Origin of the sequence: Pseudomonas aegrilactucae (genome assembly GCF_019168305.1) — a bacterium.
In the GTDB taxonomy this organism is placed as follows: domain Bacteria; phylum Pseudomonadota; class Gammaproteobacteria; order Pseudomonadales; family Pseudomonadaceae; genus Aquipseudomonas; species Aquipseudomonas aegrilactucae.
Window position 1 is genome coordinate 115,537 of the sequence record NZ_JAHTBI010000008.1, and the last position, 18,593, is coordinate 134,129.

Here is an 18,593-nt window from a genome sequence, read left to right on the forward strand (position 1 = left end):
GGTAGATAAGTCATGGCTGGGATTATAACGGCTCAGACGATGAAGCGCGAAGCTTGCGCTAGTCGGTGTGGCGCTATTGCTTCACCAGAGTATCGGTGACCACTGCCGAACGCAGTGCCGGCAGCCAACTGACCGCCACACTACGGCTTCTGTCTGACCACACCATAGGACGATTGTTCGGTGCGTATTTTTTCAAACAAAGGCGATATACGAGACATTTCATATATAGCGCCTATTGGCGATAGATGATGCACATCCCGGAACGTCACCCGCCCTTCGTCGTCAAAAAAACTACACTGCCCTTGCGGGCACTGAACGTCATGAACAGGGATATAGTTAACCGACAACCTAGCCAACTTGGCACTGTAAGCCAGCTCCCTCGCAGCGGCACTGGCATCTGCTTTGCAAATCTGCCGTAGACGTTCATCAGAAAAAATGAAATCCGGAACGGCGTAGCACTGGGCAAGCTCCACCCCTGGCCGAATGAAATCCCCAATAACATAAGCGGAATGCCCATACCCCTCCAGCGTTCGTACATGCTGATTATTGATCTTGGATATAGCGTCCGGTCGATTACGCTTGGCATTTGATATGAAAACAGTAAGATCCCCTTTGTAGGCTTCAGCCCAGGACAGGAATGACCTGTTGCGCGCTGCGCACTGTTCCGTCAACAACCGCGAAGAAAACTTTCGGAGAACCCCATCAAACCCGCTTTGCGAAATACAACCGCTTAAATAGGCAACCGCAATATTAGAATCTTTGAACAGCTCCGAAACCCCTGCCACCAGGTGCATCGCATGGCTATCCCCCCATACCACAACAGTATGGTTCGAGCGACGGTCATTTTGACAGGTAAATAGATCGTTGGGGAAACCGCTCAAATTTCCAGCGCAGTACTGACGTCTTTCAACTACCCGCCACTCAGAATTACTGAGGGCAACACGATGCACCGGCACCCGCCCTTCGAGCGTTTTGAGCAAAAACACGGCGCCCACAGACAGGATCAAAAGAACAGCGAATGCCGAGCGCGAAAAAAAACCGTAAACCCCAGCGGAGGCCTTGCCTTCGGTGTACCTAAAGCGACACTCGACCCACACATAGAGGGCGTAGCCAAAACCGAACATGACCGTCAGCAACATCAGCATGTCGCCGACGCCCAGCTCACCGAAAACAGTTCTGTAATAAACAATCAGCGGCCAGTGCACCAAGTAGAGCGAGTAACTTATACCACCAACAAACACCACCAGTGGATTTGCCAGAAGCACGCGCCCAAGCCTCGAGCGCGGAGCAACCACAATAAGTGCAGCAGCGAGAAGCGCCACCCACAGCGCATTGTAATAAGGAAAAACGCTACGTCCTGTCAGGGACACCATCAACAGGAGCAGACCGCCCAAGGCGGCCAGCAAAAGAATATCCGCAAAAATGCCATTGATCTTGAGTCGCTCCAGACGAAGCAAGACCAGCAGTGCACCAATACCAAATTCAAAAATGCGAAACGGCATTAAATAGAAGGCGGTCGACCCTCCATCGAGGAAAATTGCGCGCCAACCGCCAGCCGTACCTAACACGCTGCCCAGATCGTACGATATAAACGCCCAGTTCAATCCAAGCGACGCCACGCTCAAAAGAACCAACACAACCACAAAGGATCCCCTTGACAAATACTTCAAGGACATCATTATCAGCAACGGCCACACTAGGTAAAACTGCTCCTCGACACCTAACGACCACGTGTGCAGCAATGGCTTTATTGATGACTCGACGTCAAAGTACCCGACTTGCGATAAAAAATAGAAATTGGAAACACTAAAAAAACGCGGCTAATGCCGAGTCCAGCAGCAACCCAAAACGCTCATCAGAGAACAGCAAAAAACCACCCGCCAGCGTAAACATGCAGGTGACCAGCATCGCTGGAAACAATCGCCTTATCCGTCGTCGATAAAAATTCGACAGGCTAATGCCACCTGTACGTTGATACTCTCGCAGCAGCAGACCCGTAATCAAATAGCCGCTGATCACAAAAAAAACATCTACACCAACAAACCCGCCTGGCAACCAAGAAATTTCCAGATGAGCGAAAATCACCGCCAGAACAGCCAGCGCTCTCAGGCCCTGAATTTCCTTACTGAACCCCATATTCAACCACCACTAGAACTCGCATTGATTTTTATTCACGAGAACACTTAGGCGGCACCGCTACCAGCGCCCAGCCTGACGTGCAGCCGAAACCGACACCCTTTTACACCTTACCAGCGACCCTGTTCGCTTATTGCAATGACTTTATCCAGCCCTGGAGCAATACCCGTCGGACATTGCTCAAGCCGACTCAAGCAGCGCCACTACCTCTCGCGCCATTTCCTGCATGATTCGTTCCCGAGCATAACGCTCGACGAACACGCGGCGATCGACACTGGCCAAGGTCAACTGCCCGAAACACTGCACCGCTCGCCCTACATCGCAGGGCGGAAATACAGCAGCGTTGGGAACCTCCCTGGCAATGAACTCGGCCGCATATCCACCTACCCCAGCCCAGATCGGTTTTCCCGAAGCGGCATACTCAAAGAGCTTTGACGGTAATACTCGCTTGAACGCCGCCAGGTCATTCAGATGCAAGAACAACACATCCGCCTGCTCATAGAAGGCTTTTATCTGATTGCGTGGCATTGCCGGTAGCAACTCAACATTCTTGAGTTGGCGCACCGCTAGCGCTTCACGCAATGCCCCGGTCAGCCGGCCATCGCCGATGATTTGAAACCTGGCCTTGCCTTCCAGTCGTTCTGCCAGCGCGGGCAAGATAGCTTGCAGGCCCTGCCCATCGCCGATGTTGCCTGCATACACCACCCTCAGCGGCTCGCCTTCGCGGCCTCGATGCTCACTCGAGGCAAGCGGTTCACTGAATTCGGCGTCCACCCCATTGGGAAAAAACGAGAAACGGACACGCGGGTACCTGGCTTGGAAGTAAGGCAGAAAACCAGGCGAAACCAAATTGACAATTTGCGCGCGCGTGATGGCCCAACGCTCCAACACCCCGAACGACCAGACTACCGGGCGCCAGACACGAGCGCTGAACACGCCCGCCAGCGTTTCGACAAAAATATCGCGGATGTCCAGGTACAAACGCGCGCCTTTGCCACACGCCAGCAAGGCACCCAGCACTGCAGTCATCAAACGCGACGAGGTGGCAAAGACCAGGTCGTAGTCCCTGCCCCGGGCGAAACGGTAAGCCCCCCAAGCAAAATGCAGAAAGGACCATGACTGCCCAAGCAGCCCACCTCTACTCTCCGGCAACACCACCCTGCGGATACGCAAGTCATCATGCTCCTCAAAGCACTCCGCTTCCTGCACACAGGACTGGTAGCGATTGGGCTGGGTGGTCAACACATCAATTGACACCCCCGTCCCTTGCGCACGCAGTGCTTTCACCAAGGCTGCAGAGCGAAACGAGCCCGCCGACAAGTCCGGGGGATAAAAAAAGCTGAGAAAAAGGATTCGCTTTGACATTGAGAGTGCTGAATCAGCCCACCTTCTTTTGCTCGAGTACGCGCTCGTACAGAGCCAGCAGCTCGCCTTCCTGCTCTTCCCAGTTCAACACTGCAGCTGCCTTCAGTGATTGCTCTGCATAAAAATGGCGTTTGGCCTGATCATCGACCAGTGTCTTCAATGCTGTAGCCAACGCCTCGGTATCACCCGGGGGAACGAGCAAGCCCAGGTCATGCTCCCTTACCACCCGGCGAATTTCGGGCAAATCGGAAGCCACCACCGGCAAACCCGCCTGCACGTACTCGAACAACTTGTTCGAATCGGTGGTGTAGTGGTTCAGGCACGTGTTCTCGATGGGCTGGACGCCGATACTGGCGGACGCGGTGTAATCTGGTAGCTCGGCCAATGCGACGGTCGGGATGAAGCGAACCCTCTCCTCAAGGCCCAACTCAGCAGCGATGGAGCGCAGGTTCGCGTCCAGGCGCCCACCACCGATGAACACGAAGTAGGCATTCGGCACCAGCGCTGCCACCCGCACCAGACGCTCAAGCCCACGCCCCTGCTGAACACCGCCCTGGTACACCACGATGGGCCAAGGTTCCATCAGACCAAGCTCATCTCGAATGCGCGAACCGCCCTGTACCGACTGCTTGCGTGGTCGATTCTGCAGAACCACAGGGCGGCCTATGCCGTAGGCACGGGCAAAGAACTTGGCCCTGGCTTCTGTCGTCGTGATAGTGCCATGGGCGCGAGGCATGAGCGCACCCTCGACCCAGGCGACGAGCTTGCGAAGGCCGGTATAGCCTTCACGACTGGTACTGATCTCATGAGCATCGTAGACGAGCCGCGCCCGCGACAACTTGGCAGCCAACCATGCAGTCGGCAGGGTATTCACATCATGCGCATGGACAACGTCGGGACGTTGGCGAACCACGTTGATCAGGAGCGCAGCATGCCCACGGCAGCGTCCAAGAATTTGAAGAATCAAAGAAAATGCAGACCTGCCGTGAGGGCTCACGGATACAGCAGGCTTGCTCACGTTGCGGCGCTTGAACAACGAGAGACACACACGGCGCACCGTGATCTGATCCTCAATCACCTCAACAAGCTTCGTCTTGGCAGGCACATGGCACGCATTGACCGTCACATGACAGCCGCTTCGGGCAAGTGTCTGCGCCTCTTTCAAGACACGCGCGTCATTACAGAAATCGTTCCAGACCAACATCGAAACAGCAACCAACTTACACCTCGCCTCGACGACACTCGGCATAGACAGGAAGAATAGCCAATACCAAGCGATAGGCTTTGTCGTAATGACCTTTACGGTAATTATCTTCAAAGCCTGAACACAAGGCAGCCAAAAGTGTTTTATTAAGACTCAGGTCAGAAAGCTCATGTCGCCGCGTTTGCAACAGCGTCAAGGCTGGCTCAATCATCTCAGCGTTCTGCGGCCAGTTAAAACCAACCGGTTCCAACGCCCAACGCCCCCAGTGGAGCAAGCGTGAATTCCCATCAGCATCCAACCAAATCATATTAGGTCGAATATCAGGCAAATGAAAAGCGAGCGGCAGCTCACCTAGTATTTGAATAATAGCTGGAAGCAACTCTCGGAGGCGAACAAGTGGCTCTAGGTCACGCTCCCCTTCATACAAATGGCTCAGATAATCAAGACTCTGAACATTCAGACGCCCAACCAACTGAACCCTTGAACGCAGATAACTGCTGACCAGCGCAGGCGCAGGAACCAATGCTAGTGAATGTTCGCGAAACTCGACGAGCCTGTCCCGCCATGAATTCTCGTCATCTGGGACAAACACGTTGTAGCCCGTAATCTCAAACAAATGGCAGTTCATGCCAGCGACCGTCGTCGCACCCAAAAACGCTGGAGCAGGCAATGCACGCTGCTGCGTCAACAACGAGGCCTCATGCAGGGCTTGAGCACTGCGGTTGACATCAAAAATCTTAAATAATATTTGCCGCCCCCCCCCCTCGCCGGCCGCTACATCCGCGACAAAACAAAGCAGGTCAGGGGCACCGATAGAAACCCAGCGACTGGAAAACTTGACATGCTGGGTATCCATGACTGATGTCAGGCTTTCCAACATCCATTTGTCGCGTCCCGCTCTTTCAGCAAGCCCTGCAAAGCCACTCGCCTTCTTCTCAGGTAAAAACACATGGGCGTGAAAAAAAAGCGCGCGCAGCATGCCCTGCTGCTGGTACAGCTCGGCAGTATCCTTGAGTACATTGGCCGCTTTGCTAAAAAGTTGCCGCGAAAGCAAGAGCGAAACAACAGAAACCAAGACGCCGACAGGTTCAAGGTAAAGATGATCAACAACAATGAAAGAAAACGTTATCAAAAAACCCAGGCTAGCCATCAGCTTTGGCAACGTACCCAGTCCGTCTGCAAGCTTATCCCTAACAACTTCACTTCCAGCAGACAGTAAAGCCACAACAATCGAAAAAACCAAAAAATAGACTAAAATCAAAAAAGCCAGTTTCGTATAGAAAAAAAGCATGCCAAACAGACAAACACCGGTAAAACACAAGCCTGCAAATGCCTGAGAAAAGCGCAAATAGCCTTTGCTTGCTACCTCATCCTGCCGTTCGAATATCGCAATTTTTCGACTACGCTGCACTAACTTTTCCGCACCCCGATCAGAAAAGCGCGTCACCATTCTATCACACACCAGATGTGAAAAATAAAACAGCACAGATGCTACGCTTAGCACTACAATCAAGCGCTCTCGACCAAACGCCACCATGAAATCTGGGAAATAGCTTGGAATCGTTTCGCGCCCTAACAGTAAAATGACTTTCAGCGGCAACAAGAAACTAACTAAAAATAATAGTTGGCTAGCGATCGTCAGTCCGACCGCCGCACCTGTCAGTAGCGGTGCCACACGAAAAAAATTTACTGCCCAATGAGAAGAACCAGGCAGGAGCCTGGTACATGGAAGAAATAATATTCCGCATATTATTGCACGTCGCCCATCACCGTAACTCCAACAATATTTTGGCGGCGGCCTCTGCACCGTTTCGCCCTCGATAAGAAGAGGGAATACGCTCGCTCAAAAACGCCTCTATCGAGGCATCCAGCACACTCTCGTCAATTTCGGTCAAGACCTTATAAGGACCAAAATTAGCGGTCATCTCGACACGACGTAACTGATCATCGGCCCCCGTAGACATATTGGGTACGAACAGCGTCGGCAATCCCAGCATAACGGCCTCACACACCGAGTTATAACCGCCCGCCAAAATGGAAAAATCAAAAGCGGCAAAATACCGGCTGTTAGGATAATCGACGATGACACTATCAGCATCCAGGTTGGGCTCGGGCTTAAGAGCAATAGGCGACTGCCCCAGCACCACCTCGATACCCCGGCGCTGCAAGTGCCTGATCACACTGTCCTGCAGGTCTGCAATGCCATTGATATTGCCCGCCCCAAGTTGCACGTAAGCGCAGGGCCGATCCTGGGAAAGACGTAGTATTTTACGCGCCGTTGGGCGATCCAGCAGATCCTGAGGATCAAGCAATGCAATGGGATCGACTCGACGTACTTTCGTCTCGACCTCGTCACTGGCGTCCTTGGCCTCAGAGAGTTCACCGGGCGCAATGATGCTATCGAAAAGCGCGATATAACCCTTGAGCTTCTGTTGATCTACACCGGCCTTGTACAAGCCGCGCTTGATCCACACATAGCGAATACTGGCATAGCGGCGCATGATGCGCTGCAACCCAAGATAAGGTGCCGTACCATCAAATACCAGAGTGCCAGGACGGTGAAGTGCCAAAACGGCGTCGATGTTGCGGAAGAACAACTGATTCCATGCCACAGGGCTTTCATTCAGCAGAGCCGCAGGTGGAACATGGTGACAAGCAAACCCCGCCCGGTGCACCAGGGTCACACCGATGCTGGTGGTAAGAAAGACAATTTTGGCGTCTGGCTTTTGCTGCTGAAGACGACGAGCGACTGCCAGCGAGCGCGTTAGATGCCCTAGCCCGGCACCATTGATGGGGAGGAACAAAAATACGTTGGCATCAGGTTTGTAAGTAAGCCCCTTGAATGATGGCACTGCCAACCATGCACGCATCAAGAACTGCTTCAACAACCTCTTTGCAAGCCCAACCGCCTTCTTAATCACACCACGCTCCCGAGGAAATACTTCAAATAGCAGCCGCCATCCCACGCGCAGCACCTTACTGAACTGCACCCAAATATGCAACAAGATCCCGGAGAAATGGCTGCAGATCATCGTCGGATGGCGCGAGTGCCGGGTCGTAATCCGCCATCGTACTTCTCCATGCCTGAGTATAGAAAGGTTGCCGCCAAAAGTTACTTTCCAAGTCGGAGAATGAAACTTCCGGCGTCAGACCCTTGGCAGCGAATCCGTAATAGTCTACGCCAACATCATCCAACGAAAACAATTGAAAAACCTTGATCCCGGCAGCGAGCAGCTCGATGGTCACGGAAGAATTACCTACAATTGCTATATGCTCGCTCTCCGGCATCTGCGTCACTAATTGCACAGATGAGATAGCCTCGCGCAGCTCAGGTGAAGTGCGCGGGTGTAACTTAACCTGAACATTTAACACATCTGGATTTTGCGCCAGCGCCTCGACCACCGCCAGCAACGGGCCCGGTAAGAACACAGCCGTCAGGTAGACAACGACCGTCACGCGCCCATCAACAGTCCCGAAGAGCCTGGTGAACTCCGCCGTTGGCCGATGCCTTCCAACGACGTAGACTTGCCCACGTGAATGCCCAACATGCTTGTAGACCTGTGCCGAATGATTATTACGCAGTATGGAATACTCGAAATCCAATGCAGGGAAGCGCGGCGACACTTCTGCGTGCTGCAAATATATACGAGGCACATTGAACAACTTCATGACCATCGAAAAAGCCACAGTGCTCGCAGAGTGATCATTCGCCACCACCGCTATCAGCGGCAACCGCTTGGACTCTTGCAAGAAAAAGCGAAAGAAGCGATAAAAATACCTGCAGTAGCTCAACACCGCATCTGCGCTCACGGAATGACACGTCAACCGATGACTAAAGCCTTTGACTATGCCAAATAAAATCAGCTTACAGGTCGTATCCTCCTGACTTTCCAAACACTGCTGTTTCTCCGCAAAAGATAGATTGACCGCCCTTGAATATTCAAGCCCTACGTGTGCGGCCTGCGCCGAGAGAAAATAAAACTCCCGCTCATTATTCGCAGTAGCGCCAAAGAATAATGCGCGACTTTCGACGTGCACGTAAGTCGTTTCTCTTCTGCGTGTAAATTCCTGCCTCACGGCCACGAGCAACCCTTTTCGATCGCTCACCGCCGCCAGCGCCGGAATGCCCTGCCCTTTGTTACCAGCGCCCGAAACGAATCGACCAAACTCCAGCACCGTAAAGATGCGCACCAACCCTCGATGGAAAAGCCAGAGCATGCGCGCGAACCGCCACACCCCCAACCTGGCGATCAAACGCCTTAACGCGAGACAGTGCTTGAGCGCCCCACGGTATTTGGTACGCATGCGCATGAACATGAGGCCTTACCCCTCGGCTACTTGCTGATACTCAGCCCGCACGCTGGCTAACCTTGGCATCAAACGACGCTTAACCTCATCGAAGACTTCGCGCACACACACTTCTTGCGGTTCGGTGAAGTCGATCCACAGCGGGGCGACCACGGTAGAATTCAGGGTCAACTGGTCTACCTCCGTTTTTCCGCCAGCGGTACGTAGGTAGTAGTTTTCGGGAGAGAAGCCCAGCATCCAGGTTTCGATACCCAGCGCAGCGCCTAGCTCCATAGGCACACTGCTGATACCAATCAACAGATCCAGCCCCAACAGACAACCGGCCGTCGCCTCGAAATCATTGAACAGATCCACATCATCCAGCAACCGGATGCCAAGATCACGGCAGGTTTGGGTTTCAGCCTCAGTCATCGAATGCTGTATAGACCAAACCTCCACGCCCTCTAACTCGGTCAGCGGCGCAAAATCTTCTAGGCGCAGGTACATCAGCTTACGCATGCCAATCATAAGATGGCTTCGCCACAGTATTCCTATCTTTAGTTTCCCGATAGATGGAGGCACGCACATCGAACGATCCCACTGGAGGTATCCCCCGCGCTCCGGCCGGGCAATATGTCCAGAGAAACCATTGAACATCAGGTTTTGTGAAAAAGTAACATAATCCGCACGCTGCATCTCTGCATAGGTGTCATCATTAAAAAATGCTGAAACACTTTCATGCACACCTGTCAAACGCGCATTCAGTGTATCGGACCTAGTTGCCATTACTTTCCTAACACGGCGAACAGGAAAAAAATTAATCTCGGGGTAAGACCGGGAAAAAATATTTACCAACCGCGGATCACATGACGCAGATACACGCCCATATTTATCCTGAATAATCCCGTAAAACTGAGATGAGCGAATTTCATCCCCCACCCCCTCGTCTGCAATAATATAGAGCTCTTTCTCCGGACAACTATCAGGCAAAAGCTTGTAACTATAAAACTTTTCCCCAAGAAGCTGACCCAGAATCTTCCACCGCCACTGATTTCTCTTTGAAGAATAGTACGTGAGGTAATTACCTGCCATTGCCTCAATCGTCGTATATTCGGATGCACTTTTGACAAGCCCCTTTCTTCCAGACGCGCGAATACCATAACCAATCCTGGACCTACATTCCAGAATAGTCCGCATATCGAGACCTGCTCGCGGCGTAGCAAAGCGAAGGCCACCTGCAGCAAGGCTATCCGATGAATCTTCTTCCAGTACACGCTGAAAGCAATAGAGCGCTGCACCGTGATCTCCAAGATCAAGGTATCTAAACCCTAAAATAATCATCTTAGGAAGCACACGATCCGACACTGCCCCATCATCGATTAAACTCAGTGCCTCATCCCAAAGATCACAGCGTAACAAAAAGTTCAGGACAGCATCCTGCCTTGCCACATTCAAATCGGGAAAGCTAGAATAAACAAAATCAAAGCACTGCTGATAGGCCGCATAAAAATAGTCCCTCTCATTCCTTCGAGCATGAAGAGTCTGCATTAGCGTTATATCAGATTTGTTAGCGGTCACAACATCAAAAAATACATCTGAACGCCCATCGAACCACTCCGGCATAAACTTGATAACGAGGCGCGTCAAAACAAGGTTCGGTCGCCCTCCCAACAAGCATCTACCTAAGTAGTTATAGACTTCTGCGTGATAACCATAAGACAACAACAAGGTGAACACACCTGAGCAACTCGAGACAACACTCTCGGAAAACTCAGTCAACTTGACAAACTCGAGAGGAGAAATTGCAGCATCAAACTCCAACTTGAGATAAAATTGCGAAACATTGAATTTTAGTCTTGCTGCCTCCTCCTCAGGAAAGTGCTCCTCCAGATAAGAGGCCAAAATACAAAAAAGATTGTTTTTTTCGGCATACTGCATACCAGAAAACCTGACGCACTCTACAAGGTCAGAAAACTTATCCACCTTTACGTTTTTCAGTTCTGGCAACTTCCTTACAAGCGACTTCACCCAGAAATCAGCTTTCACTCCGTCCGCAGTAGCATACAAGCAACGAATAGCCAAAAGTTGGTCGCTCAACCCAAGCGTCTCAAGCGACACGCCATTCAACAAGCCAACGGCACTTCGATAATTTCTAAGTTTTGATAACTGCTGAAACTCCCCCAATGAGGAGGGCGCGATGGCATGCCCATTTACCTGAGCAGTTAATTTACCCCCAAAATGCGCCCTGCCCTCAGCACGATGCCTCACAATCTTTTTAACCAGGAGGTGCAAGAAATCATTTGAGCGCACGATCTTTACCAGTACTGATTTAAACACCTGACCCCCCAGAGAAAAAAGACATACGCTTAGCGACAACTTTAAAAAACGAAATAGCAAAACCAGCCTTCTGCAAAGCCAGCCTTGCAGCTTGCTGAAAAATCAGGCGCATTCATGGGTGAATTTCTTCAGCGGCACAACCAATCAGCGCGCCCCACCTCGCCCCGTCGTGACGTGGAGTGCGATCCGCCGACATCACTTATCCGCCAACACAAGCCACGTCAGCGCCTCCCCCCTGAGTACGTCCTTGCTTACTTGCCGCCCTACCACCTGATCCCAATACTTTGGCTCCAACCCCAAACCCGGCCGGATTCTGCGAATGTCCTGCTCGGTAATCACATCACCCGCCTTGAGGTCGCGAACAAAGTAAATCGAGCGTCGAAACTGTTTATTGCCGACCTCGGCCTGCTGTCGCTCGAAGCCAGGCTTGCCCAATGCCGACCAGGCATCCCGAGTGTCTTTGCAAAGGCGCTGCAATTCATGTGGCTCCAGAGAGAATTCGCTGTCTGGCCCTTTGTCGGCACGGCTGATGGTGAAGTGTTTTTCAATTACGCAAGCACCCAGCGCCACAGCGGCCACTGAGACCGTGGTGCCAAGGGTGTGGTCGGAGAGACCAGGAATAGTGCCAAAGCGCTCAGCGAGCACCGGCATCTGCATGAGGTTGGCCTGGTCGACCGGCGCGGGGTAACTGCTAATGCAGTGCAGCAGCACCAACTGCTGACAACCCGCCTCTCTTGCGGTGGCCACAGCTTCCTCGATTTCCGCCTCGGAGCACATGCCGGTGGACATGATCATCGGCTTGCCCTTGCTGGCCACGTAGCGAATCAGTGGCAAATCGGTGGCTTCGAACGAGGCGATCTTGTAGGCAGGTGCACCCAACTCCTCCAACAGATCGACAGCACTCTCATCGAATGGTGTGGAAAAGATGGTGATACCCAGCGATTTGGCATAGTCGAATATCTGCTTGTGCCACTCGTAGGGTGTTTCCGCCCATTTGTAGAGGTCGTACAGTTTGTAGCCATCCCACAGGCCACCGCGGATCATGAACTCTTCACGGTCACAGTCGATAGTCATCGTGTCAGCGGTGTAGGTTTGCATCTTGATGGCGTCTGCGCCGCTCTCGTATGCGGACTTGATCGTCTCGAGCGCGCGCTCCAGCAAGCCATTATGGTTCGCGGACAGTTCCGCAATGATGTAGGGAGGGAGGCCTTTACCGATCTTTCTACCGTTAATTTCACAGGTCATGGCAAGCACTGCTCTTAAAAATTTGAATACCGTGGCCGGATTATCTACCGACCCTAAAAACTATTACTCCCGCGCCCCACTTGAGTATTGAGACGCGGGAGCACACCTGATTCGTTTACGCTGCGCCAACCTTAGCGCCTCCCCGTACAGGGATGCAAAGACACCTAGAGGCGGGCAGAGTTACGCGGTTTTAGCCTGTTCCCTGGCAATCCGCCACTCATGCGCCAGCAGACCGAAACAGTAGACCGACTGATAGCCAACCCCATCGCAGTGCTGCTCACGAAGACAACCTTCCTGCGTGAAGCCCAACCGACGATGCAGCGCCAGCGAACGCGGATTGCCCTCTAATACCTGTGCCGAAACTTTATGCACGCGCAATTGAGTGAAACCGTATTCCAGTGCCAGGCCAAGCATACGTTTACCTGTACCTTTAGGCGCTTGCGGGGCGGCATGGAACCCCCACTCCACCACCCGACCAGCCAACTCGCTAAAGTTGACGAAGCCGAGCAGCACGTCATCCGACTCATACACCAACAGGTGTTTACGCGCATTCCGGGAAACACTGGCAAACCATGCCACGTGCTCATCCCAGGTAATTTCTGAAGAATTGAACATGAAGCAGCGAACATCGGGATGGTTGCGCCAAGCGAGGACAAGCTGCAGGTCACGCTCTTCCATTCGTCGCAAAAGGCCTTGGATACTCACGTTCATTTCTTCCCCAACATATGCGCCACCACGCGCTCCACGCCCACCCCATCACAAAGGCCTGCAGCCTGTTGACTGAAAGCGCCAAGCGCCTGGGTGACCTCGTCGAAGGCCGGTGCCAACCGCTGCGCAATACTATCTGTTGCACCAAGCCAACGAGCGGCCTTGGCCTCGTGCAGTGCCATGGCACCAGGCAGCTGATTGTCCGCCAGGGTGACCAGCAACGTGGGCAGCCCCAGGCAGCATCGCTCCCAGGATGAGCCACCCGCGGCTCCGATCGCCAGGTCGCTTTGCGCCATCAGTCGCGCCATGTCGCGGACATTGACCAGCACCTCACTTGAAAACCGGAGTCCCTGCAACAGAGATCTCACCTCATCGATCCACGGCGCCGTCGCCCCCATGATCACACGAACATGGCTCGCCTGCGACAGGGCACAGTCTTGCAAGGCGGTGAGGACATGGGCCGTTGCATTGGGCTGATCCACTCCGCCCATGCTGACCAGAATCTGCTCGGGGCGGGCAAGCTGATTGCGGCGCTGCAAGCTGGCGCTGCGCAACAGAGCGAACTCAGGACGCAACAAGGCGTACTCTGGGCCGGTCAAAAGTACGCTCTGGCTGGGAACCAGCCCCTGATAGGATTGGGGCGTACGGCCCAGATTCTGATCAACAAGCAGGTCGCTCAGGTGAGCCCGGTCGGCCAGATCATCAATGACCAGCAGCTTGCCATAGTGCGGCTGCAGGGCCGCCTGCCATTGTGCATCCAGACCGTAGTGATCAACGACCAGCCAGTCAGCGCGCAGCGATGGCAGAAGCGCGGCGCAATCACTTGCGTCTTGCTCCTGGGAGCACCCCAGCCACTGGGCATGCGCCAAGGTGCCGACAGCAGCAACGGCAGCCGGCTCGCCGAGCGAATGTACTGGATAGCCACGCTCGGCGATAAGTGCCATCAGGTGGCCCGGGTGCTCGCGACAGATGAAATGGCACTCGGCGCCCTGCCCACGCAAGGCATCTGCAAGGGTCAGGCAACGGTAGACATGCCCTGTACCGATATCGAGCGAAGCATCGACTCGCATTACAACATTCATAGTGGGCAGTCCGGTTGTGCCTGCATCGCCTTGAACAGCCACTGAGCGCGCTCCCAGTCTTCCGGAGTATCGATATCCTGCACACGATGGCGAGGAAGCACTATGGGTGCCGAGCCAGGGCCAAAGATGGGCTCACCACGCAACCAGGCCGAAGCACGCCCCCAGTAGAACTGGCCAGCATCATGGAAGGCTTCCTCCAGATCCTGCGACCGCGTATTGAAATACTCGGGATTGAACATCGCGACCCGCCCTGTCCCGGTCACACGGATCGCCCGCTGAATGGGGAAGGGGTAACTGGTAACGGTGAAGGCGTACTCGCTAGCTGACTGCGCAAGCACTTGCAGCCCTCGACGTATATCTTCAGCCCTTACGAAAGGCGCCGTCGCGTACAGGCAACAAGCCAGGTCGACAGGATGGCCAGCGGCATTGAACCATTCGATTGCATGCTGAATGACCGGAATGGTCCCGGTATGGTCATCGGAAAGTTGCTGAGGTCGCATAAAGGGAACAGTGGCACCGTGTTGCAGTGCCAGCTCGGCAATTTCCTGATCGTCCGTTGAGACAATCACGTGATCGAAAGCCCCGCTTTGCAGGGCAGCCTCGATCGACCAGACAAGCATAGGCTTGCCGCAGAACAACTTGATGTTCTTGCGCGGTATGCGTTTGCTGCCGCCTCGCGCGGGAATCACGGCCAGCTTCATGGCAGCAGGATTTTGTTCAGCGCCGCAACCACTACATCCTGCTGTTGCTCACTCATGGTCTGGAACATTGGCAGGCTGATGGCCTGCGCGTAATAGCGCTCCGCCTCGGGGAAGTCTCCCACCCGGAACCCCAGTCGTTGGTAATACGGCTGCGAATGGACCGGGATGTAATGCAGGTTCACCCCGATTCCTTGCCCGCGCAGCGACTCGAATACCTCGCGATGACTGATGTTCAGCGCTTCGAGTTCCAGACGAATCACGTAGAGGTGCAACCCCGAGTAGCTGTCAGGGTGCTGCCAAGGCGTGATCACCGGCAGGTCGGCAAGCAATTGGTCATAGCGACGAGCCAATTGATGACGACGAGCGACGTACTGATCAAGGCGCTCCATCTGGCTGACGCCAAGCGCAGCCTGCAGTTCGGTCATGCGGTAGTTGAAGCCCAGGTCGATCTGCTGGTAGTACCAGGGGCCGTCCGCCTCGTGGGTCATCTTCGCCGGGTCACGGGTGATGCCGTGGCTGCGCAGCAATGCCATCTTCTCGGCCAGTTCGGCATCATTGGTCAACGCCATGCCGCCCTCGGCCGTGGTAATGATCTTCACGGGGTGGAAGCTGAACACGGTGATATCGCTGTAGCGGCAGTTGCCGATAAACTCGCCCTGGTACTTGCCACCGATAGCGTGGGACGCATCTTCGATTACCTTGAAGCAATAGCGCTGTGCCAGCTCGGCAATTGCCTGCATGTCACAGGGCTGGCCGCAAAGATGAACGGCCACCACCACTTTGGGCAACGTGCCTTCACGCTCGGCCAACGCGAGCTTGGCAGCCAGTGCTTCCACGCTCACGTTGTAGGTACGTGGATCAATATCGACAAAGTCGACCTGCGCCCCGCAGTACAGCCCGCAGTTGGCGGATGCGACGAAGGTTACTGGAGTGGTCCACAACCAGTCTCCCGGGCCAAGCCCCAGCGCCAGGCAGGCGATATGCAATGCCGAGGTCGCGCTGTTGACTGCCAGCGCATGCCGAGCGCCTACGTGCTCGGCCACCGACTGCTCAAAGCGCGGCACCATGGGGCCCTGCGTGAGAAAGTCGGACTTCAGCACGGCGATGACTGCGTCGACGTCGGCCTGAGTGATGTCCTGCCGGCCATAAGGGATCATGCGTTAGATACTCCCGATCTTGTCACGATTGAGATCGATCCAAGCCTGCAGCTCGACTTCTCCCATCCACTCCGAGTTGTTGTCGCTGGAGTAGACGAAGCCCTCTGCCACGCGTTTGCCATCCTTGATCCGCTTCGCGCAAGTGGCCCAGTTGTTGATGGTGGGCAGTATCTTGAAGTGCTCCGGATACTCGTACGTGTAGTAGGCATCCTCGGAACTGATCATCTGCTCATGCAGCTTCTCACCGGGGCGAATGCCAATGATTTCCTGGCGCGCTTCGGGCGCGACAACGTGGGCAAGATCGGTCACTTTCATCGACGGGATCTTCTTGACGTAGATCTCGCCGCCTTCCATGTCTTCGAAAGCATGCCAGACCAGTTCCACACCCTCCTCAAGGGAGATCATGAAACGCGTCATGCGCGCGTCCGTGATCGGCAGGACGCCCTGGTCCTTGATCGACATGAAGAAGGGAATGACCGAGCCGCGGGAGCCCATGACATTGCCATAGCGCACTACCGCAAATCGAGTCTCATGCCCACCCGAGTAGGAGTTGCCGGCCACGAACAGTTTGTCGGACGCCAGTTTGGTGGCGCCATACAGGTTGATCGGACTGCTGGCCTTGTCGGTAGACAGTGCCACAACGCGTTTCACGCCCTTGTCGATGCAGGCATCGATAAGGTTCATCGCACCATTGATGTTGGTTTTCACGCATTCGAACGGGTTGTATTCAGCCGTCGGCACAATCTTGGTGGCCGCCGCGTGAACCACATAATCCACACCATCCAGCGCACGGTAGAGACGATCTTTGTCGCGCACATCGCCGATAAAGAAGCGCACGCGCGAATCGCCCTGGAATTTTTTGGCCATCTCCCATTGCTTCATTTCATCGCGCGAGAAAATGATGATTTTCTTGGGATTGTATTTTTCCAGCGTCATCGGCACGAAGGTGTTGCCAAATGAGCCTGTACCACCGGTAATCAGGATTGTTTTGTTGGTCAGCATCACATTTATCTCTTTAGGTTGACTCAAGCTTTGACAACATTGTCGGCTGGCTTGAGGTACCTGCCTCGGGAGTCGACGATCAGGCTCGCGGCGCTGCCGATCATGTCGAAATCAAACTTGTCATGGTCGGTCGCCAACAATACACAGTCATAGCTACGGATCACATCGGCAGTGAGTGCCACGCTGGAAAGGTCGAAATGGTGCTCTCGCATTTTCGGAAATGCCGGGACATGCGGGTCACTGTAGTGCACCACAGCACCCAGAGCCCTCAGTTTTTCCATCATGAACACCGAGGGCGACTCTCGCATATCATCGACGTTCTTCTTGTAGGCGATGCCCAATACCAGGACCCTGCTGCCGTTAACCGCCTTCTTGCGTTCGTTCAACGCACTGGAAACCTTGGCAATCACATAGTCCGGCATTGCCGAATTGACCTCGCCGGCCAACTCGATGAAACGGGTATGCAGGCCATATTCACGCGCTTTCCAGGTCAGGTAGAACGGATCGATCGGAATGCAGTGGCCACCAAGGCCCGGCCCTGGGTAGTAGGGTACAAAGCCGAAAGGCTTGGTGGCGGCGGCACGAATCACTTCATGAATGTCGATACCCATCTTGTCGGCAACGATCTTCATTTCGTTCACCAGGCCGATGTTCACCGCGCGATGGATATTTTCCAGCAGCTTGGTCATTTCTGCCGCACGCGTGCTCGACACAGGGACAACCTTGTCGATCACCTGGCCATACAAGGCCATGCCGACCTCCAGGCACGCAGCAGTGTGACCACCACATACCTTCGGAATCGAGCGGGTAGTGAAGTTGGGGTTGCCCGGGTCTTCTCGCTCAGGCGAGTAAACCAGGAAGATATCGTCGCCTACCGCAAGGCCACGAGATTCGATACGCGGCAACAGTTCCTCGTCCGTGGTACCTGGGTAGGTCGTACTCTCCAGCGATATCACTTGCCCCGCGCGCAGGTAGGGAACCAACGAGGCGGTGGTATCGAGCACGAAGCTCAAGTCCGGCTCGCGGTATTTATTGAGCGGCGTGGGCACGCAGAGAATCAATGCGTCGACGTCAGCAGCACGGGTAAAGTCGGTTGTGGCCTCAAACCCCTGCGCCACGGCGCCCGCAATGGCCTCGGCAGGGATATGCTCGATATAACTCTTACCTTGAGCGATGCAATCGATCTTGGACTGATCGATATCGAAACCGACCACTTTGTACCCTACCTCTGCGTAGCGTAGAACCAGTGGCAGCCCAACATAACCCAAGCCGACAATGCCTATGCTGGCGGTGCGCTCAGTCAACCGGCCGAGAAGCTGTTGCTTCATTCAAAAACCCCTACCTGAAATACCAATACGAGATACACAGC

15 protein-coding genes are annotated in these 18,593 nt (G+C 54.1%); all 15 read right to left on the minus strand.

Annotated elements, in window-relative coordinates:
* Window positions 1-140: 140 nt before the first annotated feature.
* The 15 genes from KUO17_RS02630 to KUO17_RS02700 all read right to left on the minus strand — a co-directional run bounded on the left by KUO17_RS02630 (window position 141) and on the right by KUO17_RS02700 (window position 18,552).
* Complete coding sequence (locus KUO17_RS02630) at window positions 141-1,751, minus strand: acyltransferase family protein (protein WP_341869578.1); 1,611 nt, start codon at window positions 1,749-1,751, stop codon at window positions 141-143.
* Between the two features lie 55 nt (window positions 1,752-1,806).
* Window positions 1,807-2,136: an acyltransferase family protein gene (locus KUO17_RS02635; protein ID WP_217973482.1), complete on the minus strand. Its 330-nt coding sequence runs from the start codon at window positions 2,134-2,136 to the stop codon at window positions 1,807-1,809.
* A 180-nt stretch (window positions 2,137-2,316) separates the two neighbouring features.
* The gene (locus tag KUO17_RS02640) at window positions 2,317-3,501 is read right to left on the minus strand and encodes a glycosyltransferase family 4 protein (RefSeq protein WP_217973483.1); all 1,185 of its coding nucleotides are present in this window, start codon (window positions 3,499-3,501) and stop codon (window positions 2,317-2,319) included.
* 13 nt (window positions 3,502-3,514) lie between these two features.
* Window positions 3,515-4,705 carry a glycosyltransferase family 4 protein gene (locus KUO17_RS02645; RefSeq protein ID WP_217973484.1) on the minus strand — a complete coding sequence of 397 codons (1,191 nt, stop codon included), beginning with the start codon at window positions 4,703-4,705 and terminating at the stop codon, window positions 3,515-3,517.
* A gap of 16 nt (window positions 4,706-4,721) precedes the next feature.
* Window positions 4,722-6,380: a hypothetical protein gene (locus tag KUO17_RS02650; RefSeq protein WP_217973485.1), complete on the minus strand. Its 1,659-nt coding sequence runs from the start codon at window positions 6,378-6,380 to the stop codon at window positions 4,722-4,724.
* A gap of 91 nt (window positions 6,381-6,471) precedes the next feature.
* On the minus strand, window positions 6,472-7,707 hold the full coding sequence (locus tag KUO17_RS02655; protein ID WP_217973486.1) for a glycosyltransferase: 1,236 nt from the start codon (window positions 7,705-7,707) through the stop codon (window positions 6,472-6,474).
* Window positions 7,682-9,022: a hypothetical protein gene (locus KUO17_RS02660; RefSeq protein WP_217973487.1), complete on the minus strand. Its 1,341-nt coding sequence runs from the start codon at window positions 9,020-9,022 to the stop codon at window positions 7,682-7,684. The genes KUO17_RS02655 and KUO17_RS02660 overlap by 26 nt, the downstream gene beginning before the upstream one ends.
* 6 nt (window positions 9,023-9,028) lie before the next feature.
* Window positions 9,029-11,329, minus strand: coding sequence for a hypothetical protein (locus tag KUO17_RS02665; RefSeq protein ID WP_217973488.1), 2,301 nt, complete (start codon window positions 11,327-11,329; stop codon window positions 9,029-9,031).
* 195 nt (window positions 11,330-11,524) lie between these two features.
* On the minus strand, window positions 11,525-12,574 hold the full coding sequence (gene pseI / locus KUO17_RS02670) for a pseudaminic acid synthase (protein WP_217973489.1): 1,050 nt from the start codon (window positions 12,572-12,574) through the stop codon (window positions 11,525-11,527).
* Window positions 12,575-12,754: 180 nt separating this feature from the next.
* On the minus strand, window positions 12,755-13,285 hold the full coding sequence (pseH, locus tag KUO17_RS02675; protein WP_255263360.1) for a UDP-4-amino-4,6-dideoxy-N-acetyl-beta-L-altrosamine N-acetyltransferase: 531 nt from the start codon (window positions 13,283-13,285) through the stop codon (window positions 12,755-12,757).
* Window positions 13,282-14,352 carry a UDP-2,4-diacetamido-2,4,6-trideoxy-beta-L-altropyranose hydrolase gene (pseG, locus tag KUO17_RS02680; RefSeq protein WP_255263361.1) on the minus strand — a complete coding sequence of 357 codons (1,071 nt, stop codon included), beginning with the start codon at window positions 14,350-14,352 and terminating at the stop codon, window positions 13,282-13,284. Before pseG ends, pseH begins: the two co-directional genes overlap by 4 nt.
* Window positions 14,353-14,360: 8 nt before the next feature.
* On the minus strand, window positions 14,361-15,065 hold the full coding sequence (pseF, locus tag KUO17_RS02685; protein WP_217973491.1) for a pseudaminic acid cytidylyltransferase: 705 nt from the start codon (window positions 15,063-15,065) through the stop codon (window positions 14,361-14,363).
* Window positions 15,062-16,222 carry a UDP-4-amino-4,6-dideoxy-N-acetyl-beta-L-altrosamine transaminase gene (gene pseC, locus KUO17_RS02690; protein ID WP_217973492.1) on the minus strand — a complete coding sequence of 387 codons (1,161 nt, stop codon included), beginning with the start codon at window positions 16,220-16,222 and terminating at the stop codon, window positions 15,062-15,064. Before pseC ends, pseF begins: the two co-directional genes overlap by 4 nt.
* 3 nt (window positions 16,223-16,225) lie before the next feature.
* Window positions 16,226-17,224, minus strand: coding sequence for a UDP-N-acetylglucosamine 4,6-dehydratase (inverting) (pseB, locus tag KUO17_RS02695; protein ID WP_163946855.1), 999 nt, complete (start codon window positions 17,222-17,224; stop codon window positions 16,226-16,228).
* 23 nt (window positions 17,225-17,247) lie between these two features.
* Window positions 17,248-18,552: a nucleotide sugar dehydrogenase gene (locus KUO17_RS02700; RefSeq protein ID WP_217973493.1), complete on the minus strand. Its 1,305-nt coding sequence runs from the start codon at window positions 18,550-18,552 to the stop codon at window positions 17,248-17,250.
* Window positions 18,553-18,593 lie beyond the last annotated feature (41 nt).